This is a genomic window from Diaphorobacter sp. B2A2W2, from assembly GCF_056730635.1.
Window position 1 is genome coordinate 157774 of record NZ_JBWZOR010000002.1, and the last position, 14876, is coordinate 172649.

Annotated in this window: 6 protein-coding genes; 5 read left to right on the forward strand and 1 reads right to left on the reverse strand. The window is 69.3% G+C overall.

Annotated elements, in window-relative coordinates:
- Positions 1-60 precede the first annotated feature (60 nt).
- Positions 61-1035, forward strand: a complete 975-nt coding sequence (locus AC1PPL_RS03985) for a Bug family tripartite tricarboxylate transporter substrate binding protein (protein WP_479972696.1) — start codon at positions 61-63, stop codon at positions 1033-1035.
- 78 nt (positions 1036-1113) lie between these two features.
- On the opposite strand, the gene AC1PPL_RS03990 is transcribed toward AC1PPL_RS03985, so the two are convergent.
- Positions 1114-3222, reverse strand: coding sequence for a catalase (locus AC1PPL_RS03990; protein ID WP_103737405.1), 2109 nt, complete (start codon positions 3220-3222; stop codon positions 1114-1116).
- 228 nt (positions 3223-3450) lie between these two features.
- On the opposite strand from AC1PPL_RS03990, the gene AC1PPL_RS03995 reads away from it, so the two are divergent.
- The 4 genes from AC1PPL_RS03995 to AC1PPL_RS04010 all read left to right on the forward strand — a co-directional run bounded on the left by AC1PPL_RS03995 (position 3451) and on the right by AC1PPL_RS04010 (position 14866).
- A complete protein-coding gene (locus tag AC1PPL_RS03995) occupies positions 3451-9471 on the forward strand; it encodes an alpha-2-macroglobulin family protein (RefSeq protein ID WP_479972697.1) in 6021 nt (2006 codons plus the stop codon).
- Positions 9472-10016: 545 nt separating this feature from the next.
- Positions 10017-12113 (forward strand): BCCT family transporter, encoded by a 2097-nt coding sequence (locus AC1PPL_RS04000; protein ID WP_479972698.1) that lies wholly within the window; start codon positions 10017-10019, stop codon positions 12111-12113.
- A gap of 323 nt (positions 12114-12436) precedes the next feature.
- Positions 12437-13477: an ABC transporter ATP-binding protein gene (locus tag AC1PPL_RS04005; RefSeq protein WP_479972699.1), complete on the forward strand. Its 1041-nt coding sequence runs from the start codon at positions 12437-12439 to the stop codon at positions 13475-13477.
- A gap of 93 nt (positions 13478-13570) precedes the next feature.
- Positions 13571-14866 (forward strand): ABC transporter substrate-binding protein, encoded by a 1296-nt coding sequence (locus AC1PPL_RS04010; protein WP_479972700.1) that lies wholly within the window; start codon positions 13571-13573, stop codon positions 14864-14866.
- Positions 14867-14876 lie beyond the last annotated feature (10 nt).

The following is a 14876-nucleotide window of genomic DNA, read 5'->3' on the forward strand; positions in this document are numbered from 1 at the left end:
TACTGGCAAGCGCGAACAGCTCCTGAATTTGTATCGCCCTGCCGCCCCAGGAGAGCCACCATGAACCTGCACCGCCGCCACCTGCTGGCCCGCGCCCTTGCCGCCAGCGTGCTGCCGGCGTTGCCCGCCTGGGCCGACGGCACCAAGCCGGTGCGCATCCTGGTGGGCTTTCCGCCCGGAGGCGGCTCGGATGCCATCGCCCGCCTGCTGGCCGACAAGCTCAAGGACGTGCTGGGCATCCCCGTGGTCGTGGACAACCGCCCCGGCGCGGGCGGGCAGATCGCGGCGCAGGTGCTCAAGGCCGCGCCGGCCGACGGGACCACGCTGTTCCTCACGCACGACCACACCCTCTCCATCCTGCCGCTGGTGGTGAAGAACCCCGGCTTCGACCCGGTGAGCGACTTCGTGCCGGTGGCGGGCTTTGCCACCTTCGTGAACGCGTTTGCCGTTTCGGGTGGCACGCCCGCGCGTTCGTTCAACGAATATGTGCAGTGGCTCCAGGCCGCGCGGGGTGGCCAGGGCGCGGTGGGCGTGCCGGCGCCGGCGTCCACGCCGGAGTTTCTGGTCAAGCTGCTAGGCCGCAAGTACCGGCTGGACCTGGTGGCCGCGCCCTACCGCGGCAGCGCGCCCATGATCGGCGACATGCTGGGCAACCAGATCGCGGCGGGCGTGGGATCGGTGCAGGACTTCATCGAGCACCACCGCGGCGGCAAGCTGCGCGTGGTGGGCGTGCTGGGCACGCAGCGCCAGGCCGCGCTGCCCGATGTGCCCACGTTCGACGAACTGGGCCTCAAGGGCTTCGAGGACCTGCCGTACTACGGCATCTACGCGCCGGCCGGCACGCCCGGCGCTTTCATCGCGCAGTTCTCCGCCGCACTGGCGCAGGTGCTGGCGCAGCCCGCGGTGCATGAGCAGCTCACCACCCTGGGCCTCACCGTGGGCCACATGGCGCCCGGGCAACTGGCCGCGCGCCAGAAGGCCTACACCGCAGCCTGGGCGCGCATCATCCGCAACAGCGGCTTCACGGCGCAGTAGGCGTGCAGTAGCCGCGCGGTAGGGGCGCGGTAGGGGCGCACCCCGGCCGCTGCCCCGCAGGCCAGCGCAGGCCCGCGTTCACGCCAGCGTGCGCACCTGCGGCTCGCGCGCCCACTGGCGCGTCTGCGCGGCGGCGATGAAGCCCTGCGCGTCGGCCGGGTCCACCACGCCCGCGTCGGGTTCGATGCCGCCGGCCTGCAGGATGGCCTGCGTGCCCTTGCAGGCAGCGATGGCCTTGAGGTGGCCGAAGGCGTCGCGGAACCAGTCCACCGCCACGGCCTCGCGCGCCAGCTGCGCGCCCATCTCCGGCGACAGCACCGAGGCCACCGCGTCGAACACCGCCGAGGGCGTGCCTGCCAGCTGCCCGTCGGCAGGCAACTGCGTGCCGTCCTTGAGCAGCGCGCCACCCACCTTGGGCGCGACGATCTTCACCTGCGCGCCCGCCTTCTCCAGCGCCTTGCGCAGGTTGGCCACGGTGGTGCCGTTGGAGCCGTCGGCCACCAGAATGCCCACGCAGCGGCCCTGCAGCGTGGGCTTCATGCGGTCGATGATCCGCAGGGCGGGCGAGGGCGGCAGGTCCTGCACCGGCACGGCCAGCGGGGGGGCGGGTGGCAGCTGCGGCAGCGCCAGGCCATCGGCCACGCGCTGGGCCAGCTGCGGGTCGATGTGCAGCAGATGGCCCACCACGCCCTCGCGCACATGCAGCGTCTGTACCTTGGACAGCTCGAACACCAGCGCCGACGCCAGGTGCGCCTGCTCCAGCGGGCTCTGGCTGCGGTAGAACATGCGCGCCTGGCTGTAGTGGTCGGCAAAGCTCTCGGGGCGAATGCGCCCCTTGCCGCTGCCTTCGTCGGTCTGCGCCACGTGCCGAAAGCCTGCCGCCTGCGACGCGCGGGGCGAGTCGGCCTGCAGGCTGCTGGGCTCGTAGTTCACGCGGCCCTGCGGCACGAGCATCTGCATGTGGCCGTCGCGCTGGTTGTGGGCGAAGGGGCACTTGGGCGCGTTGATGGGGATCTGCACGAAGTTGGGGCCGCCCAGGCGCAGCAGTTGCGTGTCCAGGTAGCTGAACAGGCGCCCCTGTAGCAGCGGGTCGTTGCTGAAGTCGATGCCCGGCGGCAGGTTGGCCGGGCAGAAGGCGACTTGCTCGGTCTCGGCGAAGAAGTTGTCGGGCCAGCGGTTGAGCACCATGCGCCCGATGGGTCGCAGCGGCACCAGCTCTTCGGGGATGAGCTTGGTCGCGTCCAGGTGGTCGAAGGGGAACGTGCCGGCCTCTTCCTCGGTGAACAGCTGCACGGACAGCTCCCACTCGGGGTAGTCGCCCGCCTCGATGGCCTCGAACAGGTCGCGGCGGTGGAAGTCGTTGTCCGCCGCCTGCAGCTTCATCGCCTCGTCCCACACGGTGGACTGGATGCCCAGCTTGGGCCGCCAGTGGAACTTGACGAAGGTGCTTTCGCCCGCGGCATTCACCAGCCGGAAGCTGTGCACGCCAAAGCCCTCGATCATGCGCAGGCTGCGCGGAATGGTGCGGTCGCTCATGATCCACATCACCATGTGCATGGATTCGGGCATGAGCGAGATGAAGTCCCAGAACGTGTCGTGCGCGCTGGCGGCCTGCGGGAAGGCGCGGTCGGGCTCCATCTTCACGGCGTGCACGAGGTCGGGGAACTTCATCGCGTCCTGGATGAAGAACACCGGGATGTTGTTGCCCACCAGGTCCCAGTTGCCCTCGGGCGTGTAGAACTTCACGGCAAAGCCCCGCACGTCGCGCGGCGTGTCCACCGATCCAGCGCCGCCGGCCACCGTGGAAAAGCGCGTGAACACGGGCGTGCGCGTGCCGACTTCGGTCAGTACCCGTGCCGTGGTGTAGTCCGCGAGGGAGTGCGTGAGCTCGAAGAAACCGTGCGCTGCGGAGCCGCGCGCGTGCACCACGCGCTCGGGAATGCGCTCGTGGTCGAAGTGGGTGATCTTCTCGCGCAGTATGAAGTCTTCCAGCAGCGCCGGCCCGTGCGGCGAGGGGCGCAGGGTGTTCTGGTTGTCGGGCACCGCAATGCCCTGCTGGGTGGTCAGCACCGGGTGCTGGCCGGCGGCCTGCTGCTGCAGTTCTCCGGCATGGCCGCGGTAGCTGTCCGCATGGGCCGCGGCCTGGCGGGCGGGTAGGGGTTGCTTGGTGGCGGGGGTTCGTGGCATGGACGCTCCTTGGGCGAAATGGCGGTGGGTGTTGCACGGTGCCGCGCTGCGGCGAGTCGCCATGTTTCGCGCGGTTTTGCGGCGCCTGGGTAGGACTTGCGCCCCTTTGCGCGTCGTCATGCGCCACCGCACGGGACGGGGTCTGCCCAGGCTGTAAGCGCATGCAACAGCCGCGTGGCGCATGGAGCGCTTTGATACGCTCGGCCAAAGCACTGCAGGGGGGATCTCTTGAATACATGGATACGGTGGGTTGCCGCGGGTGGCGCACTGCTGGCGGGCGGCGCGCAGGCGCTGCAGGTGAGCAGCTTTTCGCCCCAGGGCGAGGTGGCGCAGGTGCGCCAGGTGGTGGCGCGGTTTGACGCGGCCGCCGTGCGCTTTGGCGATCCACAGGCGCCGGCTCCCTTCACGGTGCAGTGCAGCGACGCCGATGCAGCCAAGGGCACGGGCCGCTGGACGGGCGAGCGCGAATGGGTGTTCGACTTCGCGCGCGACCTGCCGCCGGGCGTGCGCTGCACGGCCACCGCCAGGTCGGGGTTCAAATCGGCCTCCGGCGCAGAGCTGTCGGGCGCAAAAAGCTATCAATTCAATAGTGGCGGCCCGTTTGTCCAGCGCATCCTGCCCGGCACCTACCAGTCCATCGACGAGGAGCAGGTGTTCGTGCTGCAGCTGAACGGCGCGGCCACGCAGGACAGCCTGCGCAGCCATGCCTGGTGCGCGCTGGACGGCGTGGGCGAGCGCGTGCCTGTGCGCCTGGTCGAAGGTGCGCAGCGCGGCGACATCCTCAAGGCCCTCGGGCTGGACAAGCGCGCCGCGCAGGCGCCGCTGCAATACGCCACGCTGGCATGCAACCGCCGCCTGACCTCGGGCACGCGCATGCAGCTCGTCTTCGGCAAGGGCGTGGCCACGCCCAGCGGCGTGGCGAACACGGTGGAAAAGCGCTTTGCCTTCCAGGTGCGCGAGCCCTTTGCCGTGGAGTTCCAGTGCGAGCGCGAGAACGCCCAGGCCGCGTGCCTGCCGATCCGTCCCATGGTGCTGTCGTTCAACGCACCCGTGTCGCGCAAGGTGGCGGCGGGCATACGTCTGAAGTCCAGCTACGAAACGCTGCTGCCGCGCTTTGAGGGCGAAGGGGAGGGCACGGCCGCGCAGCCGGGCGACACGCTGGTGAATGCCGTGCGCTTCGGCGTGCCGCTGGCCGAGAGCACGTCCTTCACGGTGGAGCTGCCGGCGGACTTTCGCGATGCCGCGGGGCGCGCGCCGCGCAATGTGGCGAGCTTCCCGCTCAAGGTGGCCACGGGCGGCATGCCGCCGCTGGCCAAGTTTGCGGCGGCGCCTTTTGGCATCGTCGAGCGCTTTGCCGAAGGCCCGGCCGAGGACCACCCGCCCGCGCTGCTGCCCGTGACGCTGCGCAAGGTGGAACCCGCGCTGCGCGTGCAGGGCCTGCAACCCGCGTCCACCCCCGAGGCGCCGGCAGGCCGGGTGCGCACGCTGCAGCCCGGCGGCGATGCGGAGATCATCGCCTGGATGCGCAAGGTGCGCCGCTACCACGGCGCGCTGGTGGAGCGTGGGCAGGCCCGCAGGGACGGCGTGAGCACCCTGCCCCAGCCGCTGCAGGGGCAGGAGAACAAGGAGTACGTGCAGACCCGCATGCTGTCGCTGCTGGCCGGCCAGAGCGGCGCCAAGGCGCTGGAGCTGCCCCGCGCCGCGGCAGCGGACCCGCGGCCGTTCGAGGTCGTGGGCATACCGCTGGCGCCGGGTTTCCATGTGGTAGAGGTGGCGTCGCAGGCGCTGGGCGGCGCGCTGCTGGACGAGCGCCACGGCGCCGGCCGCACCATGTATGTGCGCACGGCGGCGCTGGTGACCAACCTGGGCGTGCATTTCAAGCTGGGCCGCGAGAACGCGCTGGCCTGGGTGACCACGCTGGACAAGGGGCAGCCCGTGCCGGGCGCGAGCGTGCGCGTGTCCGATTGCCGGGGCCGCCTGCTGGCCCAGGCGCAGACCGATGCGCAGGGTATTGCGCGCTTTGACGGACTGTCGCCCGAGCCGCCGCGCTGCGGCGACGCAGACGGCTACGACGACTACGGCGATGGCTCGCAGGCCTACTTCGTGAGCGCGCGCCACGGCGGCGCGGACGGGGTGGAGGATCTGGCCTTTGCCTGGAGCGACTGGCAGCGCGGCATCGAGCCCTGGCGCTTCAACCTGCCCACCAGCAGCGACCCGCGCCCGGATACCGTGGCCCACACCATCTTCGACCGCACGCTGCTGCGCGCGGGCGAGACCGTGTCCATGAAGCACGTGCTGCGCCTGCAGAACCGCCAGGGCTTTGCGCTGCCGCAGGAGCGGCCGTCGGAACTGGCGATCACCCACGTCGGCAGCGGCCAGCAGTTCACCCAGCCGCTGCAGTGGCGCAAGACTGGCACGGGCGGCCTGTCGGCCACCAGCGAGTTCGCGGTGCCGCCGGCCGCCAAGCTGGGCCTGTACCAGGTGGAACTGCGCGGCGCTGACGTCAATGGGGGCGAGCGCTCGTTCGAGTCCGGAAGCTTCCGCGTGGAGGAGTTCCGCCTGCCGGTGCTGGAAGGGCGTATCGCGCCCGCGGACAGCAAGCCGCTGGTGCGCGTGCGCTCGGTGCCGGCCGACGTGCGGGTGGGCTACGTGTCTGGCGGCCCTGCCGGCCAGTTGCCGGTGCGGGTGTCGGCCATGGTGCGCGGCAAGTTCCTGCAGTTCGGCGACTTCGACGCCTTCAGCTTCCAGCCGCCCCGCAAGCGCGGCGCGCAGGCGGGCGATGACGACGAGGAGCCCGCGGCGCGGCAGGACGCGCGCGTGGTGGCCGACAAGCTGGCGCTCACGCTGGACAAGAGCGGCGCGGGCCGCGTGACCATCGAAGAACTGCCCCAGGCCCGCCAGGCGCAGGACCTGGTGCTGGAGGCCACCTATGCCGACCCCAATGGCGAGGTGCAGACGGTCCGCAGCACGCACACGCTGTGGCCGGCCGCCGTGGTGGCGGGCGTGAAGACCGAGGGCTGGGCATCGGCTGCGAGCCGCGTGCGCTTCCAGGCGTTGGCGCTGTCGCTGCAGGGCCAGCCCCAGGCCGGAGTGCCACTGGCCGTGCAGGCCATCGCGCATGTCACCACCACCAGCCGCAAGCGCATGGTGGGAGGCTTTTACAGCTACGACAACAAGACCGAGACCAAGGACCTGGGCACCGTGTGCACCGGCAAAAGCGACAGCCGCGGCCTGCTGCTGTGCGACGCCAAGCTGGACGAGCCCGGCGAGGTGGAGCTGGTGGTCACCGCGCGCGACAAGGACGGCAACGAGGCCCAGGCCGCGTCCTCCGTCTGGGTCACGCGGCGCGGCGAGCTGTGGTTTGGCGGCGAGGACCATGACCGCATCGACGTGCTGCCCGAGAAAAAGAGCTACCAGCCCGGCGAGACCGCGCGGCTGCAGGTGCGCATGCCGTTTCGCCATGCCACGGCGCTGGTCAGCGTGGAACGCGAGGGCGTCATCGACACGCGCGTGGTGCAGCTCAATGGCCAGGACCCCACGGTGCAGGTACAGATCGGGCAGGACTGGAGCCCCAATGTCTACGTGAGCGTGCTGGCGCTGCGCGGGCGTCTGCGCGAGGTGCCCTGGTACAGCTTCTTCACCTGGGGCTTCAAGGCGCCGCGCGAATGGTGGAACGCCTTCTGGTACGAGGGCCGCGAGTACGTCGCCCCCACGGCCATGGTGGACCTGTCCAAGCCCGCCTACCGGCTGGGCGTGGCCGAGCTGCGTGTGGGCCATGCCGCGCACCAGATCGCGGTGCAGGTCAAGGCCGATAAGGACAGCTACCCGGTGCGCGGCAAGGCGCAGGTCACCATCACCGCCACGCTGCCGGACGGCAAGCCCGCTGCCGGCGCCGAGGTGGCGCTGGCCGCCGTGGACCAGGCGCTGCTGGAACTGATGCCCAACACCAGCTGGAACCTGCTGGAGGCCATGCTGCAGCGCCGGGCGTGGGGCGTGGAGACTTCCACCGCGCAGATGGAGATCATCGGCCGGCGCCACTACGGCAAGAAGGCCGTGCCCGCGGGCGGCGGCGGCGGCCACACGGCCACGCGCGAGCTGCTGGACACGCTGCTGCTGTGGCGGCCCGCCATTCAGCTGGACGCGAACGGCCGGGCGCAGGTGACCGTGCCGCTTAACGACGCGCTCACCACCTTCAAGGTGGTAGCGGTGGCGGATGCGGGAACGGGCCTGTTCGGCACCGGTGCCACGCAGATCCGCGCCACGCAGGACCTGCAGATCATCAGCGGCCTGCCACCGCTGGTGCGCGAGGAGGACCAGTTCCGCGCCCAGCTCACGCTGCGCAACACCACCAAGGCGGCGATGAAGGTCGAGGTCACGCCGCGTGCCACGCTGCTGCAGCTGAACCAGCAGACCGTGGAGATCCCCGCGGGCGAGTCGCGCGAGGTGGCGTGGTCCGTCACCGCGCCCGCGCAGCTGGCCCAGACGCGCGCCCAGGCGCTGCTGTGGGAGATCGAGGCGCGCGATACGGTGAGCGGCGCGCGCGATGCGCTCAAGGTGACCCAGCGGCTGGTGCCGGCCGTGCCGCTGGCCGTGCAGCAGGCCACGCTGGTGCAGCTGGACGGCAGCTTCCAGACGGAGGCGGCGCCGCCCGCCGGTGCGCTGCAGGGGCGCGGTGGCCTCAAGCTGGCGCTGCAGCCCCGGCTGGCCGAGGGCCTGCCCGGCGTGCGCGACTGGTGGGCCAACTACCCGTTCGCCTGCCTGGAGCAAAAGGCCAGCAAGGCCATCGGCCTGCGCGATGCCGCGCTGTGGCGCAGCGTGGCCGCGCAGATGCCCACTTACCTGGACGGCGACGGCCTGGCCTACTACTTCCCGCCGAGCGAAGGCAGCGCGAACCGGGGCAGCGACACGCTCACCGCCTACCTGCTGGCCGCCACGCACGAAGCGGCCGCGCTGTACCCCGAGTTCACGCTGCCTGTCGAAGTGCGCGAGGCCATGGAGCGCGGGCTGACGGCCTTCGTGGAAGGGCGCATCCAGCGCGACTTCTGGAGCCCGCGCAAGGATCTGGACCTGCGCAAGCTGGCGGCCATCGAGGCGCTGTCACGCACGGGCCATGCCCCGGCGCGGCTGCTGGAGAGCATCACCATCGCGCCCAACCAGTGGCCCACGCATGCGGTGATCGACTGGATCAACGTGCTCAAGCGGGTGCAGGGCGTGCCGCAGCGCGAGCAGCGCCTGGCTGAGGCGATGCAGATCCTCAAGGGCCGCCTGTCCTACCAGGGCACCAAGCTGCTGTTCAGCACCGAGCAGCAGGACTACTGGTGGTGGCTGATGCAGAACGGCGACGTGAACACCGCGCGCCTCATGCTGGCCGTGCTGGACGACCCCGCGTGGAAGGACGACATGGGGCGCCTGGCCAGCGGCTTCATCGCGCGCCAGCAGGGCGGCGCATGGCACACCACCACGGCCAACCTGTGGGGCGGGCTGGCGCTGGAGAAGTTCAGCGCCCGCTTCGAGTCCACGCCGGTGGCCGGCACCACCCGCGCTACGCTGGGTGGCCACAGCGCCAGCGTGGACTGGGCCAAGGTGGAGCCGGCCAAGGCCAGCGACGCCGCGGGCGCTGCGCACCAGACCCGCTGGTTCGGCGCGCCCGCGGCGCCCGGCATGCTCAAGAACAACGGCATGTTCCTGCCGTGGGGCACGGGCGCTGGCGCGGCGCAGCCGCTCGTGGTCACGCACCAGGGGCCGGGCAAGCCGTGGCTCACGCTGCAGTCGGTGGCGGCCGTGCCGCGCCAGCAGCCGTTCAGCGCGGGCTACACCCTCAAGCGCACGGTCACGCCGGTTGAGCAGGCCGACAAGGCACTGCCCGCGGGCAGCTACTCGCGCGGGGACGTGCTGCGCGTGACGCTGGAGGTGACCGGTACGGCCGACATGACCTGGGTGGCGATCACCGACCCCATCCCCGCAGGGGCGACCATCCTGGGCAGCGGCCTGGGGCGCGACTCCGAGATCGCCACGCAGGGCGAAAAGCGCGAGGGCCGGGGCTGGCCCGCGTTCGAGGAACGCGGCTTCGAGTCCTTCCGCAGCTACTACGAGTACCTGCCCAAAGGCACGGTGACGATGCAGTACACCGTGCGCCTGAACAATGCGGGCGACTTTGCGCTGCCGCCCAGCCGCGTCGAGGCACTGTATGCGCCCGAGATGTTCGGCGAGGCACCGAATGCGCGGGTGAAGGTCGAGGCGGCGAAATAGGGCAGCAGCGTGGCTGAAAGCAGTCTTTTTGGTTGCTTCAGGCGCTGTGTTGGCGATCGGTGAGGCCGTTTACAGGCCCATTCGCGGCGCCGCCGTTGCTGGTCGCTGGCCTGGTCGGGCGTCTGGCTGCTGCCGTGCCTGCCGTTCCCTCCGCCCAGTCCGGCGCGGGCGGCGCTGCTCAGGCTGTTCACGGTCCATTGGGCGTATTTGGCGTGCGGCGCCTCGGGCAAGGCTCCGGCCTTTCGAGGTGCAGCCCTCGCTAGAGTTGACATCGAGGGGACGGTGCGAACGGGTGTGTGCAGAGGGCGTTGACGGGCTGGATGACCCCGGACGATGGGGATGCACGGCTGTCCACTACCCCTGGCGATGCCCAGACGTTCTCGCGCCACATTGGGTAGGTGACGGCCCGCCAGGGGCGCGTCGCTCGCACCGAGTTGGAGCGCCTTGACTGACGGCGTGCGCATCGCTTCGGGGCGCTGTATGCTGACCGGCGCGTGCCGCGATGCACGCCTGCTGCTCGTCATGCACTGCTCCAAGGAGTTCCTATGTCGAATGAACGCTCCCTCTCTGGCGGTCACGGCTCTGGGCCGCAGGGGCAGCCGCCTGCGGCCGGCTCCGAGGCAGGCCCACGGTTTACGTTTTCGGCGCCGGTGGTGGTTCCGTCATTGCTGGTGCTGGGCTTGCTGCTGGCGCTGTGCGGCGTGTTCCCGCAGCAGGCTGTCCGCTTTTTCACCGGTGTGCAGGTCTGGGTGGTGGGCCACTTTGACTGGTTTTACAGCGCAGCGGTAACGCTGTTCCTGGTCTTTCTGGCGCTGGTGGCGGCCAGCAGTTTTGGCGACATCCGCCTGGGCCCCGATGATGCGAAGCCCGATTTCAGCTTTCTGTCGTGGACCGCGATGCTGTTTGCCGCAGGCATGGGCATCGGGCTCATGTACTTTGGCGTGGGCGAGCCGCTGCAGCACTACATCAAACCGCCCATGGCGCCGGCAGGCACGGCCAACGCGGCGCGCGAGGCCCTGCAGTCCACGTTTTTTCACTGGGGGTTTCATGCCTGGGCGGTGTACGGCACCATGGGGCTGGTGCTGGCGTATTTCGGCTTTCGCTACAACCTGCCGCTGACCATGCGGTCGGGCCTGTACCCGCTGCTGCAGCAGCGCATCAACGGGCCCATCGGACATACGGTGGATGCTTTCGCGCTTGTGGGCACCATCGCGGGCATTGCCACCACGCTGGGTTATGGCGCGCTGCAGCTGGCTGCAGGCATTGGACTGTTGACCGGCTGGGACACCAACACCGCGCTGTTTCGCGTAGCCGTGGTCGCCGTGGTGGCGATCCTGGCCGGGCTGTCAGCCATCACGGGTTTGGACAAAGGGGTGCGCGTTCTGTCCGAGTTCAACCTGGCGCTGTCGTTCGTGCTACTGGCTTTCGTCATCGCTTTCGGGCCCACCGTCCATCTGTTCCAGGCGCTGAGCGAGAACGTCGGCAACTATTTCTCCGGCCTGGTGCAGATGTCGCTGCGCACCTTTGCCTACGAGGCACCGCAGCAGCCCGGCTGGTACGGCGACTGGACGGTGCTGTACTGGGCATGGTGGATCTCCTGGTCGCCCTTCGTGGGCATGTTCATTGCGCGCATCTCACGCGGGCGTACTGTGCGCGAATTCATCGTCGGCGTGCTGCTCGTGCCCACCGCATTCAACCTGCTGTGGATGACGGCGTTTGGCAACAGTGCCATCTGGATTGACACCCATGTGGCGCAGGGCGCGCTGGCCCAGACGGCTGGTAACGTGGATGCGCTGTTGTTTCGCTTCTTCGAGTACCTGCCGTTTGTGAAAATCGTTTCGTGGCTGGCCATCGTGTTGATCTCGGTGTTCTTCATCACATCTGCCGACTCGGGCGCGTACGTGCTGGACGCGATCGCAACGCGAGGCAACCCGCGCTCGCCGGTGTGGCAGCGGCTGTTCTGGGCCGCCGTGCTGGGTGTGACGGCGGCGGTGCTGCTGGTGGCGGGCGGCCTCAAGGCGCTGCAGGCCTTGACGCTGGCGGCTGCCCTGCCCGTGGCGGCCATCATGGTGGCGCTGTGCTGGGGTCTGTGGCGCGCCATGCAGGCCGACCGCGCCCATGCCTCGCAAGATCTGGCCATGGCCACCAACTTCTGGAGCGGGCAGCACTGGCGCAAGCGGCTGGAGCAGATCGTGCACCAGCCCACGCGCGCTGACGTGCTGCGCTTCATGCAGGCCACGGTGCTGCCCGCCATGCGCGATGTGGTGGCAGAGTTGGGCCGCCGCGGCGTGCAGGCGCATGTGCAGGACGACACCGCCGTTGCCGACCCCGATGCCGCCCAGATCCGCCTGACCATCCCCATGCCCGAGCTGCGCGATTTTGTCTATGGCGTGCGCCCCGTGCGGCGCAAGCTGCCGGGCTTCATGCTGGCCGAGGTGGCGCCGCAGGACAAGCAGCGGCTCTACGTGGTGGAGCCCATCACCTTTTTTGCCGACGGGCGATCGGGCTACGACATCCAGTACCTGCGTGGCGAAGAGGTCATTGCGGACATCCTTCGGCATTACGAGCGCTATCTGTCGGCCAGTGCCAGCCAAAGCACGCAGCTGCTCAACCGCGCCCCGGGCCACGACGGGCCCGTGTGAGTAGAACCCAATCCGCGTGATGGGATGCATACGCCAGACCTGCCCCTGTTCGCCACGGGCCTGAGGAGGGCTCAGCCCGAGAGAAAGGGCGGTGTATCTGAGGTATGCAGCCAATGGGGCCCAATAGGTCCGCAGGGCCTGTGCACGAATCGCAGGTGGCTATGTGGATCGTGGCAAGTCATGCGGCCGCACCTGGCGATCACCCTCTGCATTCCCCATTGCTGGTAATGAAAGCGCGGCGGGCAAAGGACCAGGACCGCAGGGGCCCTGGCAGTGCGCTTGTGCGTAACGCCAGCGTCACAAGCGGTCCCTACACTGCCGCGATGTCACTGATCGAACTTGATGCGGTTGCCAAGTCCTGGGGGAGCACCACGGCATTGCAGTCCATGAACCTGCGCATTGAGCCCGGTTCTTTCTGCGTGCTGCTGGGACCCTCGGGCTGCGGCAAATCGACCACGCTGCGCATCATCGCCGGGCTGGAGTCACCCACGTCGGGCAGCGTGCGCATCGACGGGCAGGACGTCACGCGGTTGCCGCCAGCGCCGCGCGGCATCGCGATGGTGTTTCAGAACTATGCGCTGTTTCCGCATCTGAGCGTGGCGCAGAACATCGGCTTTGGACTGGCGGTGCGCAAGGTGCCCAAGGCCGAGGCCGCGCAGCGCGTGGCGCAAGCCGCCGAGCTGCTCGGCCTGGCCCCGCTGCTGGAGCGCCGGCCCGCACAGTTGTCCGGCGGGCAGCAGCAGCGCGTGGCGCTGGGCCGCGCCCTGGTGGCCCAGGCCCGCGTGTGCCTGATGGACGAGCCGCTGTCCAACCTGGATGCGCAATTGCGCCAGGAGATGCGCACCGAGCTGCGTGAGCTGCAGCAGCGCCTGGGCCTCACCGTGGTGTACGTGACGCACGACCAGGCCGAGGCCATGAGCATGGCTGACCAGGTGGTGCTGCTGCACCAGGGGCGTGTGGAGCAGTGCGCGCCGCCGCGCGATGTGTACGCCGCGCCCGCTTCCACCTTTGCCGCGCGCTTCATCGGCACGCCCGCCATGAACCTGGTGCGCCTGGAACAGGGCCGCATCGCGGGCACCGATATCGCCGTGGGTCGCACGCAGGCGCACTGGCTCGGCCTGCGTCCCGAGGCCGTGGCCCTGGACGATGGCAGCGGTGGGTCGAGCGGCGTGGCCGCCGCCGTGCACAGCCAGGAATACCTGGGCGCGGATGCCGTGCTGCGCTGCGCCATCGGCACCGAATTCATCACCGTGCGCGCGCCGGGGCAGCACGCCCCCGCAGCCAACGGCCAGGGTGTGCGCCTGCGGTGGTGCGGGCACGACCAGCATTTCTTTGACGCCCAGGGCCAGCGCCTGGCGGCTTGAGCCACTTCTTACGCAGCCTGCGCCGCATGGGCGTGCACGGCGCTGCCTTTCGTTTCCTCTCCCCACTCTTTCCAGACCTCAGGAGCTTTCGCAATGCAACGCAAGATGTTTTTGAAGACCTTGGCTGCGCCCGCCCTCGCGGCCATGGCGCTGTGTGCCGTTACCGCCCATGCGCAGGCCCCGGTGGAGGTGCCGTTCTACTACCCCGTGGCCGTGGGCGGCCCCATCACCAAGGTGATCGACGGCTACGCGGCCGATTTCAACAAGGCGCATCCGCAGTACAAGGTGGTGCCCATCTATGCCGGCACGTACCAGGAGACCATCGTCAAGGCGCTCACCGCGCACAAGTCCGGCAAGGCGCCGGCCACTTCGGTGCTGCTGTCCACCGACATGTTCACGCTGATCGACGAGGACGCCATCGCCCCCATCGACGACTTCGTGAAGACCGACGCCGACCGTGCCTGGCTCAAGGGCTTCTACCCGGCCTTCATGGCCAACAGCCAGACGGGCGGCAAGACCTGGGGCGTGCCGTTCCAGCGCTCCACGGTGGTCATGTACTACAACAAGGAGGCCTTCAAGGAAGCCGGTCTGGACCCCCACGAGGCGCCCCAGAATTGGAAGGAACTGAAGGAAGCGGCGCACAAGCTCACCAAGAAGGACGCCAGCGGCAACGTGACGCAGTACGGCATCCAGATCCCGTCCACCGGCTTTGCCTACTGGATGCTGCAGACGCTGACCACGCCCAACGACGTGCTGCTGGCCAACGGGGCCGGCACCCAGGTCACCTTCGACCACCCCAAGGTCATCGAGGCGCTGGACTTCTGGGTCAACCTGACCAAGGAAGGCGTGCACCCCAAGGGCGTGGTGGAGTGGGGCACGACGCCCAAGGACTTCTTCGAAAAGAAGGCCGCGATCATCATCACGACCACGGGCAACCTGACCAACGTGAAGAACAACGCCAAGTTCGACTTCGGCGTGGCCCAGATTGCCGGCAACCTGCGCAAGGGCTCGCCCACGGGCGGCGGCAACTTCTACATCTTCAAGAAGGCGCCACAAGAGCAGCAGCAGGCCGCGTTCGAGTTCGCCAAGTGGATCACCCAGCCCGAGCGCGCTGCGCAGTGGAGCATGGACAGCGGCTACGTGGCCGTGTCGCAGGCCGCCTATGACACGCCTGCCCTCAAGAAGTACGGCCAGGACTTCCCGCCCGCGCTGGTGGCGCGCGACCAACTGCCGGTATCGGTGGCCGAGTTCTCCACGCACGACAACCAGCGTGTGACCAAGGTGCTCAACGACGCCATCCAGGCCGCGCTGAACGGCACCAAGACCTCGGCGCAAGCGATGAAGGACGCTCAGCGCGAGGCCGACCGCATTCTGCGCAGCTACAAGTAAGGGTGGGCCT

What these genes read in the sequence shown, in the direction of transcription:
- AC1PPL_RS03985 (WP_479972696.1), top strand. Translation starts at nt 61, where the DNA reads ATGAACCTGCACCGCCGCCACCTGCTGGCCCGCGCCCTTGCCGCCAGC.
- AC1PPL_RS03990 (WP_103737405.1), bottom strand. Translation starts at nt 3,222, where the DNA reads ATGCCACGAACCCCCGCCACCAAGCAACCCCTACCCGCCCGCCAGGCC.
- AC1PPL_RS04000 (WP_479972698.1), top strand. Translation starts at nt 10,017, where the DNA reads ATGTCGAATGAACGCTCCCTCTCTGGCGGTCACGGCTCTGGGCCGCAG.
- AC1PPL_RS04005 (WP_479972699.1), top strand. Translation starts at nt 12,437, where the DNA reads ATGTCACTGATCGAACTTGATGCGGTTGCCAAGTCCTGGGGGAGCACC.
- AC1PPL_RS04010 (WP_479972700.1), top strand. Translation starts at nt 13,571, where the DNA reads ATGCAACGCAAGATGTTTTTGAAGACCTTGGCTGCGCCCGCCCTCGCG.